This is a genomic window from Brevibacterium antiquum CNRZ 918 (genome assembly GCF_900169145.1).
In the GTDB taxonomy this organism is placed as follows: Bacteria; Actinomycetota; Actinomycetes; order Actinomycetales; family Brevibacteriaceae; genus Brevibacterium; species Brevibacterium koreense.
On the sequence record NZ_FXZD01000005.1, the window covers coordinates 162,551 to 177,225 of the forward strand.

Consider the following 14,675-nt stretch of genomic DNA (forward strand, 5'->3'; position numbering starts at 1 on the left):
CTGAACAGTGCCACTCGACGTCGGATTGCCTGGCTTGAAAAGGAATGCGCCATGGATGTCATGCAGGGTGACGTTCCGTACCGGTTAGAGGAGAAATAGGAAGAGAGCAGCTGGGCAGGCGCTGTTTCTGCGGATTCCTTTTGTGTCAACAACCTTTGCGTCAGTTCCACGGATGTTCGGGCCCTGGGACAAGAATCTCTGGGGTGGCTCTCCATCGATGAGGCAAGACAAGCAACGCCCCAACTCGCTGCCGGTGCGATCTGGCGTTTATCCCGCGTACTCGCCGTCGGTGAACCTATGCGGCTGGAGCCCGTGATGACTGCCCCAGCGAAGGCGCCACTCAATATCGCCGCCCATTGTGAGGTCTCCGATGTTTGGCTGGCTCCTCGAGCCTCAGTGCAGACGCCCGCTGACAGAGTCATTCGCCCGGGAACAATGCTCGCCTCCGGAATGAACGGAACCTGGGTGTGATCAGCGCTGAGAATCCGGCGATCCGACGACGCCCGTGTCGCGGAGCGTGAGACAGACCGGATGACACCCCGTAGACCTTGGCCAACGTCAACAAAGCGCGCCACCACAGCAAGCCGATATCCCGGCCCTTTGCGGCGACGCGCTCGTCAGCTCAACTGTGAACTGATCAGCAGCGTCCCGGCGGGTCGCTGGCGGGGAATGATTCGTCTTCCCATTCGTCGACCATCTTGTCGTCGTGCTCGTAACGAATCTGATCCGCTTCTGACCGTTGAACGGAACTGCCGGTCGCCTCGGCGGGGGAGGTTGAGGACTCGTCCTGCCCGTTCTCTGGCTGATGATTCTCAGACATGGCTGCACCTCCTCTCGGATATCAGTGCTCGAACCTGTTATCACCATCATGCGCGCTCAATCACCTTTCCGATACGGCAACCCCATGATTTTCGGGAACCATTTCGGACACAATCGCTACGACTGCGGCCCCGACCGCGAACCAACTCAAACGGCTGACACCCACACGCCCCAAGGACGAAGCCCAGCACCAGCTCGTCCAGGTGCCGGGCTTCGTCTCTTAAGAACCGGCCGGAGTGAAGTCCGTGCTGCCAGCGAACTCGGGGCGCGGCTTCGGTGCGGCGAAGGGTTCGACGCATGTGTTGTCCACCGAGTTGTAGACGATGAAGATATTCGACCTCGAATACGGGGTGATATTGCCGTTCGAAGCGTGCATGCAGTTGGAGTCGAACATGACCGCACCACCGGCGGGCCCCTCGAGGACGTCGATGCCGTAGTCATCGGCGAAATTGCTCAGCGTCTGCGGATCAGGCGTGCCCGCGCCCTGCATGACCAGTGACTTCTTGTAGTTGTCTTCCGGGGTGCCGCCGACACAGCTGACGTAGCGCTGATGCGAACCGGGCATGATCATCAGCGGCCCGTTGAATGAGTAGTTGTCAGTCAGGGACAACGACAGACTCACCGCACGCGGTTCGGGCATGCCATCCTCGGCGTGCCAGGTTTCGAAGTCGGAGTGCCAGGAGAACTCCTTGCCCACAAACCCGGGCTTGTAGTTGATGCGACTCTGGTGGATGTAGACCTCGGACCCCAGCAGCTGCTCCGCACGGGCGATGACCCGGGGGTCGTTGGCGATCTTGCGAAAGATCTCATTGCTGCGGTGGATGTCGAAGATCGACCTGACCTCGTTGGACTTCGCCTCGACGATGGTGGCGTCATCGTCTTTGACCCTCGGGTCATTGGCCAGCCGGTGCAGCTCGGCCCGGAACGTCTCGAGCTCATCGGCGGTGATGAGCTCGTCGATGGTGAGATACCCCTTGTCGTCGTAATGCTGCAGCGACTTCGCATCGAACGGGCCCTGTTCGGCCGAATCGAAGGCGATCGGGCCCCTACGATCGAGGACTTCAGTCCTCTCGCCGGTACGAGTGGGGTAGAGATCCGTGGTTGTCGACGGTGAGAGTACTGTCATTGTGCTTCCCTCCTCGGATAGTGCGGAAGCCTCGTCGCTCCGGAACTGATTCTGAGGGGAACAACAAGTTCATTCCGCTTGTGCCGCCACCGTAACAAGGGGATGCCTTCGGTCAAAGCCCGTGCCGCGGCGTCACATCCTCGCTGGCCTCACAGGCACGTGTCATCCAAGTTGGTGAAGGTTGACGGGCCACTCTCCACAAGGTCGAACCAAGGCCCGGTCTGCGGCAGCTCGTGAACGAAGAAGTAGCGGGCGGCAGCGATCTTCCCGCGCAGCAGCGCCGAGTCACCACGCGAGTGCACGGCGGCCTCGGCAGCCATGCCCTGCTGCAGCCACAGCCAGGCGATGACCGTATGTCCCACCGCTTCGAGGTAGGTCCACGCATTCTCCAGCGCATGAACCGGCTCAGCCGACTTCCACACGGCAGCAGTGACGGTCTCGACGCGGTCGATGGCCTCTGCCAGAGCACCGGATTCGGCGTTCCACGAGGCCCCAGCGGCCGCCTCGGCGAGGGTGGACCGCATCTCCTCCACGAGGATCTTCAGCCCCTCTCCCCCGGCCATGATGACCTTGCGGCCCAGAAGATCCTTGGCCTGGATGCCGTGTGTGCCTTCGTGGATCGGGTTGAGTCGGTTGTCACGGTAGAGCTGCTCGACGGCGTGGTCGCGGGTGTAGCCAGCCCCGCCGAGGACCTGAATCGCGTGGTCATTGGCCTTGAGACCCCACACGCTTGGCCAGGTCTTCACAATCGGGGTCAGCACGTCGAGGAGGAGCGCCGCGCGTGCACGGCCGGCCTCGGTGTCTGCGGTTTCGGATTCGTCGAGGAGCGTGGCCGCGTAGAGGATGAGACCGAGCCCTCCCTCGACGTAGCTCTTCGAAGACAGGAGCATGCGGCGGACATCGGCGTGTTCGATGATCGGCACCTGCGGGGAATCCTTGCCGCGGCCGTCATCGGAGCGGCCCTGGCGGCGTTCACGGGCATAGCGCAGGGCGTCGAGGTAACCGTGGTAGCCGAGCGCCACGGCTCCGGCGCCGACCCCGATGCGCGCCGAGTTCATCATGTGGAACATGTAGGACAAGCCCTTGCCGCGCTCCCCCACGAGGTAGCCGATGGCTCCGCCTGAACCCTCGGGTGTGTGCGTGCCCTCGCCGAAGTTGAGCAGCGTATTCGTGGTTCCACGCCAGCCCATCTTGTGATTGAGTCCCGAGAGCACGACATCATTGCGCTCGCCAAGGCTGCCATCGTTGTTGACGAGGTGTTTGGGGACGATGAAGAGGCTCAGCCCCTTGGTTCCCGGCACGTCACCTTCAGCACGGGCGAGGACGAGGTGGACGATATTCTCGGACAGTTCGTGGTCGCCGCCGGAGATCCACATCTTCGTGCCGTGCACCCGGTAGGTGCCTTCATCTCCGCCAGGATCGGGAACGGCACGAGTGGTGACGTCGCCGAGTGAGGAGCCGATTTCTGGTTCGGACAGGCACATGGTCCCAAAGAATCGACCCTCGATTTCAGGGCGAACGAAGGTCTCGATCTGCTCTCTTGTCCCGTATTCCAGCAGCAGGCTCGCGTTGGCCATGGTCAGCATCGGGTAGCTCGAGGTCGCGATGTTTGCCGATTGGAACCAGGTGAAGCAGGCCGTGGCCACGGTCTGGGGCAGCTGAATGCCTCCGACCTCTTCGTCCATGGTCGCCGACAGCAGCCCGACGTCAGCGAATCGTTCAAGTGCGGTCTTGATCTCGGGGATAAGGGTGACGCTCTCACCGTCAAAGGTCGGTTCGTTGAGGTCTGACTTTCTGGCGTGCGGGGCGAAGTGCTCCTTGGCCAGCTCTTCACTGGCGGCCAGCACCGAGTCGAAGGTCTCGCGGGAGTGCCCGGCGAATCGTTCGCGCTCACAGAGCTTTTCAACTCGCAGCCAATCGTAGAGGAGGAACTCGATGTCTGCTGGCGAGAGCAGGGAGTCGGTGGAGGCCGGGGGGACAGCATTGTCCAGGTTCTGATCATTCACGAAACCCAGTCTAAACTAATTGATCGTTAAGTATAGAGTGTTTCGGTCGCCGCTCTCACAGGCCGCTCTCACAGACATCTCTCGCAGAAGGGGACGGCGCAGCCGGCATTCGCTCAATCCTTTAGGATTTCCTGGGCAGTTCTCCCTGCTCTCATCGCACCCCGATACTCCCGGAAGGTTCTCGCTCTATGCCATCCCCTGCAGGCCGCTCAGCTGCCAGCATCCCACCCAGGTCCCCGTCGAAGCTCGGCCGTGTCCTGCGCAACTATCGGTTCCCGCTGTTCATCCTCGCCGGCGTAGTCATCGGAGCGATCATCGGGTTGATCTTCGGGGAGAAGGCCACGGTCATCAAACCCTTCGGCACGCTGTTCATCAACATGATGTTCACCCTCGTCGTGCCCCTCGTCTTCTTCTCGATCTCCTCGGCGGTGGCGGGCACGTCCTCGGCCAAGAGGCTGGGCACGATCCTGGGCAGCATGCTCGGCATCTTCGCGGTCACCGGCGTCATCGCCTCGATCGTCATGATCGCCGCCCTGTGGATCTCCCAGGCCACCGAGGGCGTCCAAGTTGAGATGAGCGACCCCGAGAACGTCGAAGAGGTCGGATCCATCGGCGATCAGCTCGTACAGACCTTCGTCGTCGATGACTTCTCGAAGATTCTCTCTGCCGAGCACATGCTCGCCCTCATCGTCTTCGCCGTCATCGTCGGCATCGCCACGTCCAAGATCGGCGACCTGGGCAAACCGTTCGCCCAGTTCCTCCATTCGGGCTCCGAGGTATTCCTCAAGTTCACGTCGATCATCATGTACTACGCCCCGATCGGCCTGGGAGCCTACTTCGCGGCCCTCATCGGTGAACTCGGGGCCCAGCTCGTCGGCGACTACGTCCGCGTCTTCCTCGTCTACTACCCAGTGGCGATCGGCTACTTCTTCATCGCGTTCACTCTCTACTCATTCCTCGCCGGCGGCCGACGTGGGATCACCGCGTTCTGGTCGAACATCATCGAACCGACGGCGATCTCCCTGGGTACGTCCTCCTCGGTGGCGTCGATCCCGGCCAACCTTCGCGCGGGCAAACGCATCGGCGTGCCTCGCGACATCCGGGAGACGATTGTGCCGATCGGGGCGACGATCCACATGGAGGGCTCGAGCCTGTCCGCGATCCTCAAAATCGCCTTCCTCTTTGCAGTTTTCCAGCGCGACTTCTTCACTCCTGGCAACATCCTCATCGGCATCGCCGTGGCCTTGTTGGCCGGCATGGTCATGGCGGGCATCCCCTCCGGCGGGTTCATCGGCGAGCTGATGATCATCACCCTCTACGGGTTCCCGGCCGCGGCCCTGCCGATCATCCAGATCATCGGCACCGTCATCGACCCTCCCGCGACCACCGTCAACGCGGTCGGCGACCAGACGAGTTCCATGATGGTGGCCCGAATCCTCGACGGCAAGGGCTGGATGGACAGGGACGATGAATCGGAGAACACCCTCGCCGAGGTGTCTTCCACCGAAAATTCTTGATCACGATCGTATTTCAGCAGCTGAGTCGGAGGTGCCCCTGGCTGGTGCCCGAATCGGCCTTTTCACAAGGATTCATGTGACTATGTCAATTCTGCGATGGCACTGAAATAGCAGATCCGCAGAACTGTAACAGTCTCTGAGGATTTTCTCAGTCTGTGCGCTCGGGCTCTCACCTGCGGTGACGATAATCAACGTGATCGATGACAAATCCCTGGCGGTCACCAGCACTGTCAGACACCAACAGGAGGCAAAGACGCTATGAATCACACCATTTGCAATCGCGCCGCAGTCTTGGCGATCGCCGCATTCGCCGGGATTGCCGGCGCCGGGGTCGCCGGCGGATCCGCGCTGGCGACCCCGCATTCCGAGACAGCGACTGATTCCAGCGCTGAGGTGGCTCTTGCCCAGGAGCCGCAGAGCGCAGGGCATCCGAAGGTTTCGGCCGAATATGCCGATCGAATGGTGCGGTCATGGGGCGTCGGCGCCGATTCCAAGGTCAGAGACCGGGCCGTGCAGACGGTCATCGATGACCTTGCCGCCCACGGAGATGAGCACGTGTCTCGCTGGCATCGGGTCGCCGCAGATACGGGCGCGGACCCGAAGGTGGGCACGACTCACGTGGCCTATGTGAACTTGGATACCGACGAGACGATGACCCTTCGCGTCGACAATGCGCGATCCGACAACGGCGACGCCGAGGCTGTTCGCCAGGTCAGATTTCACGGCTGAAGGCGAGGCGACGTCTCGCGATCGCCTTGCACCCGATCGCATTGTGGCTCGCAGTAGACTCGGGAACCATGGTCAACCTGAACGAGCTGCCACGACGCCGCTACACCAACGGACCCACCCCGCTCCAGCACCTCGAACATCTGAGTTCACAGCTGGGTGGACCCCAGATCTGGATCAAACGTGATGACCTGTTGGGTCTGACTCAGGGTGGGAACAAAACTCGCAAGCTCGAGTTCCTCATCGCCGATGCGCTGGCACACGGGGCTGACACCCTCGTCACCGCGGGTGGGGTGCAGTCCAATCACTGCCGGCTCACGCTCTCGGCAGCCAGGCGCGAGGGGCTCGACTGCCACCTCGTGCTCGAAGAGGATCTCGGTTCCGATGACGCGCCGGTACCTGCGGACGCCGGTGGAAATCCGCCGAAGCTCACGGGCAATTTCCTGCTCTTCGACCTCCTCGGCGCGGACTCGACTGAGGTTCATCCCAATGGCAGTGACCTGGTTGCTCGCGCCAACGAGTTGGCCGCCGAGCTCATGACTCAGGGAAAGAAGCCCTATGTCATCCCGGTCGGTGGTTCCAACGTCACCGGCGCCCTGGGCTATGTCGACTGCGCACAGGAGCTGCTCACCCAATTCGCCGAGGTGGGCCTGGATGTATCGTCGATCCTGGCCCCGAGTGGGTCTGCTGGGATGCAGGCAGGACTCATCACCGGCCTCCATCGCGCTGGCAGTCAGATCCCCGTGGTCGGCATCAACGTCAGCCGCACGCAGGAGGACCAAGAACCGAAGATCGTCAACCTCGTCGATGAGGTGGCCTCGTTCCTCGAACTTCCACCAGTCCCCCGCGAACGCAGCCTCGGCCTGGGCGACTACTTCGGCACCGGGTATGCACTGCCCACGCCTGAGATGGTCGAAGCCGTGCGACTCTTTGCCAGCACCGAAGGAATCCTCCTCGACCCCGTGTACACCGGGAAGGCCGCGGCCGGCCTCATCGATCTGATCCGACAAGATCGCTTCGGGGACGACGATGACGTGGTCTTCATCCACTCAGGTGGAGTGCCCGGACTCTATGCTCGGGCCGGAGCATTCGCATAGTCTGGAACCAACGACGAATGTCATCTCAACTGACCTATCTGGAGGAAACACCATGACTGTCTCCACAGCTGATCTCTGGGACGAACGCGGACCAGAACTGAATTCGATTGCTCTGAACTTCGGTGACTTCGGCGCCAAGGACTCGTTCTCCGGCCCTGCCCGGACGGTTCGCTGCTTCGAGGACAATGCGCTGGCGAAGTCGACCCTGTCCCAGCCCGGCGATGGAGCTGTGCTCATCATCGATGGTGGCGGTTCGATCGCGACTGCGCTCATGGGTGACATGATCGCCGAGCTCGCCGTGAGCAACGGCTGGGCAGGTGTGATCATCAACGGAGCCGTCCGTGACCGAGTGGCACTGTCGTCGCTGGGACTGGGCATCAAGGCCCTGGCCAGCAACCCGCGCAAGAGCGCAAAGACCGGCGAGGGTGACCTCGATGTCACGGTTGAGGTGGGTGGAGCCACGATCCGCCCCGGTGCAATGGTGTTCGCAGATCCTGATGGTGTTGTGGTGGAGCAGTAGCCGCCCGCTGCGCCACATCCAACCGGTTTAGCGGACAGATTCTCACCTGACGAAAAAGCGCGGATAAGGCTGGTGCCTCGCAATGTAGAGTTTCATCTAGGAGCTATGGCCGTCGCGAGTCACCGATGAACTCCGACGATGGTCAGATCGGCTTCGTTTCAACGATGAAAGGTCAGTCTCACATGAAGGCAGCACGTTTCTACGACCGCAATGACATCCGCATCGAATACATTCCCGAACCAGAGTTGCAATCCGGGACCGTCGCGATCGACGTCGCCTGGTGCGGAATCTGCGGCACCGACCTGCACGAGTACCTCGAAGGACCGATCTTCGTTCCACCTGAGGGACACCCGCATCCAATTTCGGGCGAGTCCGCCCCGGTGACCATGGGACACGAATTCTCGGGAACGATCACCGACCTCGGCGACGGCGTGACTGATCTTGAGGTGGGACAGAATGTCGTCGTCGAACCGTACATTATCGCCGACGACATCGATACCAGCATCGGGCAGAGCTATCAGCTATCGAAGGACATGAACTTCATCGGGCTCGGCGGTCGTGGCGGCGGACTTGCCGAGAAGATCGTCGTCGAACGTCGTTGGGTTCATCCAGTCGGTGACATCCCGCTTGATCAAGCGGCTCTCATCGAACCGCTCTCCGTGGCCCATCACGCAGTCGTCCGCTCCGGCGCGAAATCCGGTCAGGTCGCCATCGTCGGCGGAGCCGGGCCAATCGGCCTGCTCACCGCTGCCGTACTCAAGGCCGAAGGCCTCACAGTCTTCATTTCCGAGCTTTCTGAGGCGAGGAAGAAGATGGCCCTCTCGACCGGAGTTGCTGACGAAGTCCTGGATCCACGCGAAGGCGACGTGGCGGAAAAGGTCCGTGAACGCACAAACGGCCAAGGCGCAGACGTCGGCTTCGAATGTTCATCAGTCCCGGTGGTACTCGACATGCTGCTCGACGCGGTTCGCCCGGGATCAGTGGTCGTCAACGTTTCCATCTGGGGCCACAAGCCGGAAGTCGATATGCCGAAGCTTGTGCTCAAAGAGATCGATCTGCGAGGAACTATCGGTTACTCGGGAGACCACCCGTCCACGATCGAACTCGTACGCAGTGGGAAGATCGACCTCTCCCCTTTCATCACCGGGCGCATTGGTCTCGATGAGTTAATCTCGGGCGGATTCGACGAGCTCATCAACAATAACGAACAACATGTGAAGATCATCGTCGATCCTCGAGCATGATCTGCCTGACAGCTGTTCTGCTTGGGCTCCACCCCTTCTGAAGTGGAGCCCAAGCAGATTCAACGAGCTACTACTTTCGTAGTCTGCTTTATTCATGAGTACAGACCTTCAGACATCTGCCGCATGGACGTTTACGTCCGAACGCCCCATTCCCGACGACCTCGGGCCGCTCCTGGTACCGGGCGAAACCCCGGTCACCGCTTTCAAGACCATCCGTGGCTCGGCGATCTACACGAACAAGAGACTCATCATTCGTGACTCTCAGGGGATGACGGGCAAGAAGATCGAGATCGGCAAGGGCCTCGACGTCCGACGCCTCGACCACCTCATCGCCCAGGCCGTCATCGGCTGATTCGGCCGGGAGCCAGGTGGCATCAGATGTGTGTGCTCAGCTTCAGCGATGCACCGAATCGAAATCCTGGTCCGCGACGTCCCACACCGTGTCAGCTTCGACGACAGATCCTCCGCCTGTCAGCTCATCCACGCTGTCGGTGCTGAACATATACGACCAGGTGCCCGCGTCGGTGGTGCCGGTGACCATGAGCACGTCATAGTCGAATTGGGCGCTTCCTGCAGCTTGGACGGCATCGGCGGTGGCTTTCCTGTCGGTGTTCGTCTGCCCGGCTGACGGAAACTCTACGTGCAGGCGCTCGGCATCTCCCTCGTGGTCGAAGTCCGGGTTGCTCTCGGACTCACGGTGCACATGAACCTCGTCGATGCTCTCGCGAAGGTAGTCACCGAGTGCATCGGTGCTCTCGAAGTCGCTGCTGGGCACCTCGGCACTCTGCCCGGGTTCGATGTCACCAGCGTCGGGCTCGCCGGCGCTGCAGCCGCCGAGTGAAAGGGCCAGTGCCACGGTTGACGCCGAGACAAGCTGAGGAACAGACTTCATAGTTCCACCCTATCTACCTCGGGCCAGCACACTGCACCCCAGGTGCCCCTCAGGCCGCGTTGCCGATCAGGTCGCACTGAGCAGAATCCTCGGGGCTTTCACAGCGGCCAGAGCTATAATCGGTCCAAGAGATCTGCGATGAAGCGGGGCGAATCATCATGAACGCAGAATTGAAGAATTCACACAGATCCACCAATCGGTTCAGCCGCTGGGCCAAGCGATTCACAAGCGTGAACATCGGCCAGGGACAGAAGGTCGGGTACACCGAAGACAGCTCGGAAGCGCGGATGCAGTCTACTGCGATGCACGAAGGAGTGAAGCTCTATCGGAATCCAGATGGCTCACATGAGGCTATCGATGAGTCACAAGCGGGCGAAACATTCGACTGACTACTGGGGATGGTTTTCCGCACGGATCGAAGCCGGTCCAGCCGTCACCGCGGACGGGATCCTGTCCTCCTCAGACCAGTACTTCGATGAGCCGCGGCCCCGACTCGGCCAGGCCCGCACGGAAATCGCGATCAAGCTCTTCGATGGTCTCGACTCGTGTCGCTGGCACGCCCATCCCGTGGGAGAGGGAGACCCAGTCGATGGCCGGGTTGCCGATGTCGAGCAGCGACTCGGCCTTCGGTCCGAAGTCGGCAACGCCGACATTGGACATCTCATTGCGCAGAATCTGATATTTCCGGTTGGCGAAGATGAGGACGACGATGTCGAGCTGCTCCCGCGCGTAAGTCCACAGAGACTGTGGGTTGTACATACCCGAGCCGTCGGATTCTAAGACGATGACCTTCCTGTCGGGGCTCGAGATCGCAGCCCCAGCACCCACCGGCAGTGCCCAGCCGATGGACCCACCGGTGCCGCCGAGGTAGTCGTGGGGCTGTGACTGCGCCGTCTGAGCATAGAAGTCCCACCCGGTGGTGATGGATTCGTCGAGGACGATCGCATTCTCAGGAATGGCACCCGAGAGCCACGCGGCGAGCTTCGCCGAAGTGATAGTGCCGCTGGGAACAGGAGCCGGAGCCAACTCCGCGAGCAAGGACGAACGGCCACGTGAACTGCCTACCGCCTCGGCGAGGTGATTGCCTGCCGACCCTGCCCCGACTGCCTCGTCAAGGTCCTCAAGCGCCTGCAGCGAATCGGCGCCGATGGGACTGAGCGTGAAGAAGGTGGTGCCTGGTGCGGTGAGCACGCTCGGCTTGTCGGGGTAGGCGAAGAAGGCGACAGGTGGTTTCGCATCAACGAAGATGAGGGCATCGAAGTTCTGCAGGAGTTCGACAGATGGTTCGACCGGATACGGGATCTTTGTCACCGTGGGCCGGCCTGCACCTCGTTCGGTCCGTGCGGCAAAGGTCTCTGCCAGCAACGTCGCACCGGTCGCCGCAGCAATTCGCGCGGCGGCCTCGAGCTGCGAGGTACGCAGGGCACGTCCGCCGAGGAGGATGGCAGTACGGGGACCGGAATCTCTCAGGCGTGCAGCGGCCGCGTCAACGTCGACCGGTTTGATCGACACTGAACTGGGTACGACCGCGTTCGGTGGCTGGGTGTACTGATCGGCGTTGTTCCACGCTGTGTCGGCGGGGAGAATGAGCGAACTGATCTGGCCCGACAGGCTGTAGCCGATGGCGTCTGCGGCATCCTTGGCGATCGAGTTCGCCGACGGAGAGGTGCGCACCCAATCGCTGAAGGGCCGGAGTGCTCCCTCGATGTCAGAGGTCAGCGGTGCGTCGAGGCTCCGGTGGTAGCCGGCATGATCGCCGATGATGTTGACCATCGAGGTGCGAGCCCGCAGTGCGTTGTGGAGACTCGAGAGACCGTTGGCGGCGCCCGGTCCCAGGTGCAGCAGTGTGGCCGCGGGCTTGTCGAGCATCCGTGAGTAGCCGTCGGCGGCCCCGGTGACAACACCTTCGAAGAGTCCGAGCACACCGCGGACGTGGGGCTGCCGGTCAAGGGCCGCCACGAAGTGCATCTCCGAGGTGCCGGGGTTGGCGAAGCAGACCTCGATTCCGTTGTGACCAAGTGTCTCCAGCAGGCTCTCCGCACCGTTCATGCCATCATCTCCTTTGAAGTCGGCCACGGAGGTCTTCGGGATCCGCAGTCAGCAGTTCGTTCTGTCTTATCACGCCGCGCTGCTGTCCCGCTCGATCGTCTGAATCGGTGGCTGGAAATATTCGTCTTGCGCCCTCGCGATGGAGTCCCTCGAAGAGGTCTCACGCGGCAACGAGATCCACTTCGCCACCCCGAACCTGCCCGGCCTCGATCACAGCCAGGCCGGTCTCGTCCACACCGCGTTCCTGTTCGAAAACCAGGGATCGCTGGCGACAACTGTCGCCCACGCCGCACACAACACGAACAGCCGCTTCGTCGGTTCGAGCGACCACGTCGTCAGCGAGGCCTTCTACTTCACCGATCCCGAAGGCAACGGCATCGAACTCTACGTCGACCGTGATCGTTCGCAGTGGCTGCGCACCGCCGATGGAGAGCTCCGCATAGGCACGGTCTGCCTTGACCCGACTGCCTTCCTGGCCGAGCACCTCAACGAGCAGACGTTTGCTCAGGCCAACACGCTGCCGGGCGTCGTCTTCGCTTCGGCCGGCGGCTACCACCACCACGTCGCGATGAACACCTGGAACAGCCATGGTGCGGGCCCACGCGCTGCCAGCCTCGGCCTCAGCGATGTGTCGCCATCACCGTTCCGGTTCGTGAGGACCTCGACGCACTCGTCGCTGGCCTCACGGCACGCACGATGGACTTCGCCGACGACGGACGCTCGGTCTGCCTCTGCCGATCCGTGGGGCACGCAGGTGACCCTGGGCATCGGCGCCAGCTCGATCGATCAGACCCTGACGCGGTAAGCAGAATGAGATTGCGGTTGTCGGGCTGCAGCCAACAGCCGTCGGGCTGCAGTCAACGGCCGCAGCCCAGGACGGGCAGAGAATCGCCACTGCCTACATGAATCACTGGATCAATCGCAGTGGAATGATCACAACCCACAGCTTCATCGTGCCGCTCCAGACGGCCACCTATATTCGGGTGGCCGGCCGGAGTGCATTGCGAACCGGGTGGAACGTGGGTGCCAAGAATTCACCCCATCAACGCCCAGATCAACGTCGGCAGGAAGAGCCCGGCCGCATTGTTGAATGCATGCACGACCACGCCGGGCCAGACTGAGCCGGTCCTGTGAAAGAGGAGTCCGGTGACGATGCCCACGATGAACGCGACAGGCAGGACCGGGTTGATGCCGTGGGCGAGCGCGAAAATCGCGGCGCTGACTATAATGCCGATCCAGGGCCCATACCGCAGCAGCCCGGCGGTGAGCACACCGCGGAAGAGGAACTCCTCACCGAGCGGGGTGAGCACCGACCCCATGAACAGTGTGGCGATCACGGCGAGGAAGCCGCCTGCAGCAGCGGCCTGGTAATCGCCCTGGATGTTCCCGATGCCGTCGTTTATGAGGTACGAGATGAGCGACACGATGGTGCCGAGCACCCAGCATCCGATTCCGAGTAGGGCCGCGATGAGCAGCGTTTTCTTTGAGGCACGAACGAACCCGAATGCCGCGAGGCCGCGAATGCGGACGAGCACAGCAGCGGAGAAGGCGAAGAGCCCCATGATCCCCGAGAGAGCAAGCTGGGCGATTCCGCTGATCACAGCCAGGTCGTCAGGGAGGGCCCTAACGATGAAGTAGGCCGCACCGAAGACGACGATGTAGGCGATGAGACCGACGATCATCTCCGGCCATCCCGGTCGGGTCAGTTCTGAAGTATTTCCAGGCCGAGCCTCGGCGGGATGAAACTTCCCAGACCGGTCGGTGTTGCGTGTGTCCTTGTCCATAGGGTTGAGCGAGAGATTCATTGTCTCGTCCTTTCGGTGTTCGACTGATGCCCACAGTCGAAACCGTGCCCCAAGGGCACGGTCAACCCCTCACTTCGAGTTCATTGCGTCCACGCGAACGAGCACGTCGAGCTGCGCCGGATTGTAGAGCTGCATGAGCGCCGCACCAATCGTCGACTGGACCTTTTCACGTTTCCAGTGTGAAATCTCGCCGAGGCTGTCCAGCCACCCGTATTTCGCCTGCACTTCACGAACCTGGGGCGCATACCGTCTGGCCAGCTCCTCGCGAACCGCGTCGTCTGCCTCTGCAGGCAGTCGTTGGAACTCCTGTGAGGCCTCGGACTGATTCACTTCCGCGAGCATCGCACGAAGCGAGTCCAGTGTCTCGGGATCCAACACCTGCGAATAGACAAGCAGGAGCCCTCGATCCGCCTCGGTGAGCTCACCCTTCACCTGCCCGAACCCGCTGGGCAGGTCGACAGCAGTGCCGTGCTCGAGGATGGCCGCGATGTCGTCGCGCATCTGCTGCTGTCGTGCGATCCCTGCTTCCAGTTCCGCATCGAGCGCGCGGAGCGTGGCGCGAAGATCATCGTCGACACGATCAGTGCCTGCGTTCGCCTCGGCGCCGTGATCGAACGCGGCTTCGCCTGCGAGGTCGAGATCGTGGATCTGCGCAAGCGTGAAGCCGAGGTCGCTCAGCCGCCTGATCTGGAGGACTCGGACAAGGTGCTCGACAGCGTACTGCTTGTAGCCATTGGACGCCCGCTCGGGCTCAGGGAGCAGGCCACGTGAGTGATAGTGGCGCACTGTCTTGACCGTAGTTCCAGCCCGGTTGGCCAACTCACTGGTGCTCCACGCCATGACATCCCCGAACCTCAGTCTCTCACCATCGTGA

Annotated in this window: 14 protein-coding genes; 7 read left to right on the plus strand and 7 right to left on the minus strand. The window is 61.8% G+C overall.

All coding sequences use genetic code 11. The annotated features are described in order from the left end of the window. Nucleotides 1–637: 637 nt before the first annotated feature. From BANT918_RS08995 to BANT918_RS09005, 3 genes are all read right to left on the minus strand, one after another. On the minus strand, nt 638–820 hold the full coding sequence (locus tag BANT918_RS08995; protein ID WP_101619919.1) for a hypothetical protein: 183 nt from the start codon (nt 818–820) through the stop codon (nt 638–640). Nucleotides 821–1,039: 219 nt separating this feature from the next. Then, nucleotides 1,040–1,945: an ectoine hydroxylase gene (gene thpD / locus BANT918_RS09000; RefSeq protein ID WP_101619920.1), complete on the minus strand. Its 906-nt coding sequence runs from the start codon at nt 1,943–1,945 to the stop codon at nt 1,040–1,042. Nucleotides 1,946–2,094: 149 nt separating this feature from the next. Continuing rightward, nucleotides 2,095–3,951, minus strand: coding sequence for an acyl-CoA dehydrogenase (locus BANT918_RS09005; RefSeq protein WP_233430417.1), 1,857 nt, complete (start codon nt 3,949–3,951; stop codon nt 2,095–2,097). Nucleotides 3,952–4,139: 188 nt separating this feature from the next. On the opposite strand from BANT918_RS09005, the gene BANT918_RS09010 reads away from it, so the two are divergent. The 6 genes from BANT918_RS09010 (at nt 4,140) to BANT918_RS09035 (ending at nt 9,407) form a co-directional block, all read left to right on the plus strand. Further along, the gene (locus BANT918_RS09010; RefSeq protein ID WP_101619921.1) at nt 4,140–5,468 is read left to right on the plus strand and encodes a dicarboxylate/amino acid:cation symporter; all 1,329 of its coding nucleotides are present in this window, start codon (nt 4,140–4,142) and stop codon (nt 5,466–5,468) included. Between the two features lie 258 nt (nt 5,469–5,726). Beyond that, nucleotides 5,727–6,197 (plus strand): hypothetical protein, encoded by a 471-nt coding sequence (locus BANT918_RS09015; RefSeq protein WP_101619922.1) that lies wholly within the window; start codon nt 5,727–5,729, stop codon nt 6,195–6,197. A gap of 68 nt (nt 6,198–6,265) precedes the next feature. Continuing rightward, nucleotides 6,266–7,291, plus strand: a complete 1,026-nt coding sequence (locus BANT918_RS09020) for a D-cysteine desulfhydrase (RefSeq protein ID WP_101619923.1) — start codon at nt 6,266–6,268, stop codon at nt 7,289–7,291. A gap of 52 nt (nt 7,292–7,343) precedes the next feature. Beyond that, a complete protein-coding gene (gene rraA / locus BANT918_RS09025; RefSeq protein WP_101619924.1) occupies nt 7,344–7,811 on the plus strand; it encodes a ribonuclease E activity regulator RraA in 468 nt (155 codons plus the stop codon). Nucleotides 7,812–7,993: 182 nt separating this feature from the next. After that, complete coding sequence (locus tag BANT918_RS09030) at nt 7,994–9,055, plus strand: 2,3-butanediol dehydrogenase (protein ID WP_101620016.1); 1,062 nt, start codon at nt 7,994–7,996, stop codon at nt 9,053–9,055. A 94-nt stretch (nt 9,056–9,149) separates the two neighbouring features. Continuing rightward, complete coding sequence (locus BANT918_RS09035) at nt 9,150–9,407, plus strand: PH domain-containing protein (protein ID WP_101619925.1); 258 nt, start codon at nt 9,150–9,152, stop codon at nt 9,405–9,407. A gap of 42 nt (nt 9,408–9,449) precedes the next feature. On the opposite strand, the gene BANT918_RS09040 is transcribed toward BANT918_RS09035, so the two are convergent. Further along, nucleotides 9,450–9,947, minus strand: a complete 498-nt coding sequence (locus tag BANT918_RS09040; protein ID WP_101619926.1) for a hypothetical protein — start codon at nt 9,945–9,947, stop codon at nt 9,450–9,452. A gap of 459 nt (nt 9,948–10,406) precedes the next feature. Beyond that, nucleotides 10,407–11,996 carry an acetolactate synthase large subunit gene (locus tag BANT918_RS09050; RefSeq protein ID WP_101620017.1) on the minus strand — a complete coding sequence of 530 codons (1,590 nt, stop codon included), beginning with the start codon at nt 11,994–11,996 and terminating at the stop codon, nt 10,407–10,409. Nucleotides 11,997–12,135: 139 nt separating this feature from the next. On the opposite strand from BANT918_RS09050, the gene BANT918_RS09055 reads away from it, so the two are divergent. Then, entirely contained in the window at nt 12,136–12,801 is a 666-nt protein-coding gene (locus BANT918_RS09055) for a VOC family protein (protein WP_208618061.1), read from the plus strand. Nucleotides 12,802–13,030: 229 nt separating this feature from the next. On the opposite strand, the gene BANT918_RS09060 is transcribed toward BANT918_RS09055, so the two are convergent. Next, entirely contained in the window at nt 13,031–13,801 is a 771-nt protein-coding gene (locus tag BANT918_RS09060; RefSeq protein WP_208618064.1) for a CPBP family intramembrane glutamic endopeptidase, read from the minus strand. A 69-nt stretch (nt 13,802–13,870) separates the two neighbouring features. Next, nucleotides 13,871–14,641 (minus strand): MerR family transcriptional regulator, encoded by a 771-nt coding sequence (locus tag BANT918_RS09065; RefSeq protein WP_101619928.1) that lies wholly within the window; start codon nt 14,639–14,641, stop codon nt 13,871–13,873. Nucleotides 14,642–14,675: the final 34 nt, after the last annotated feature.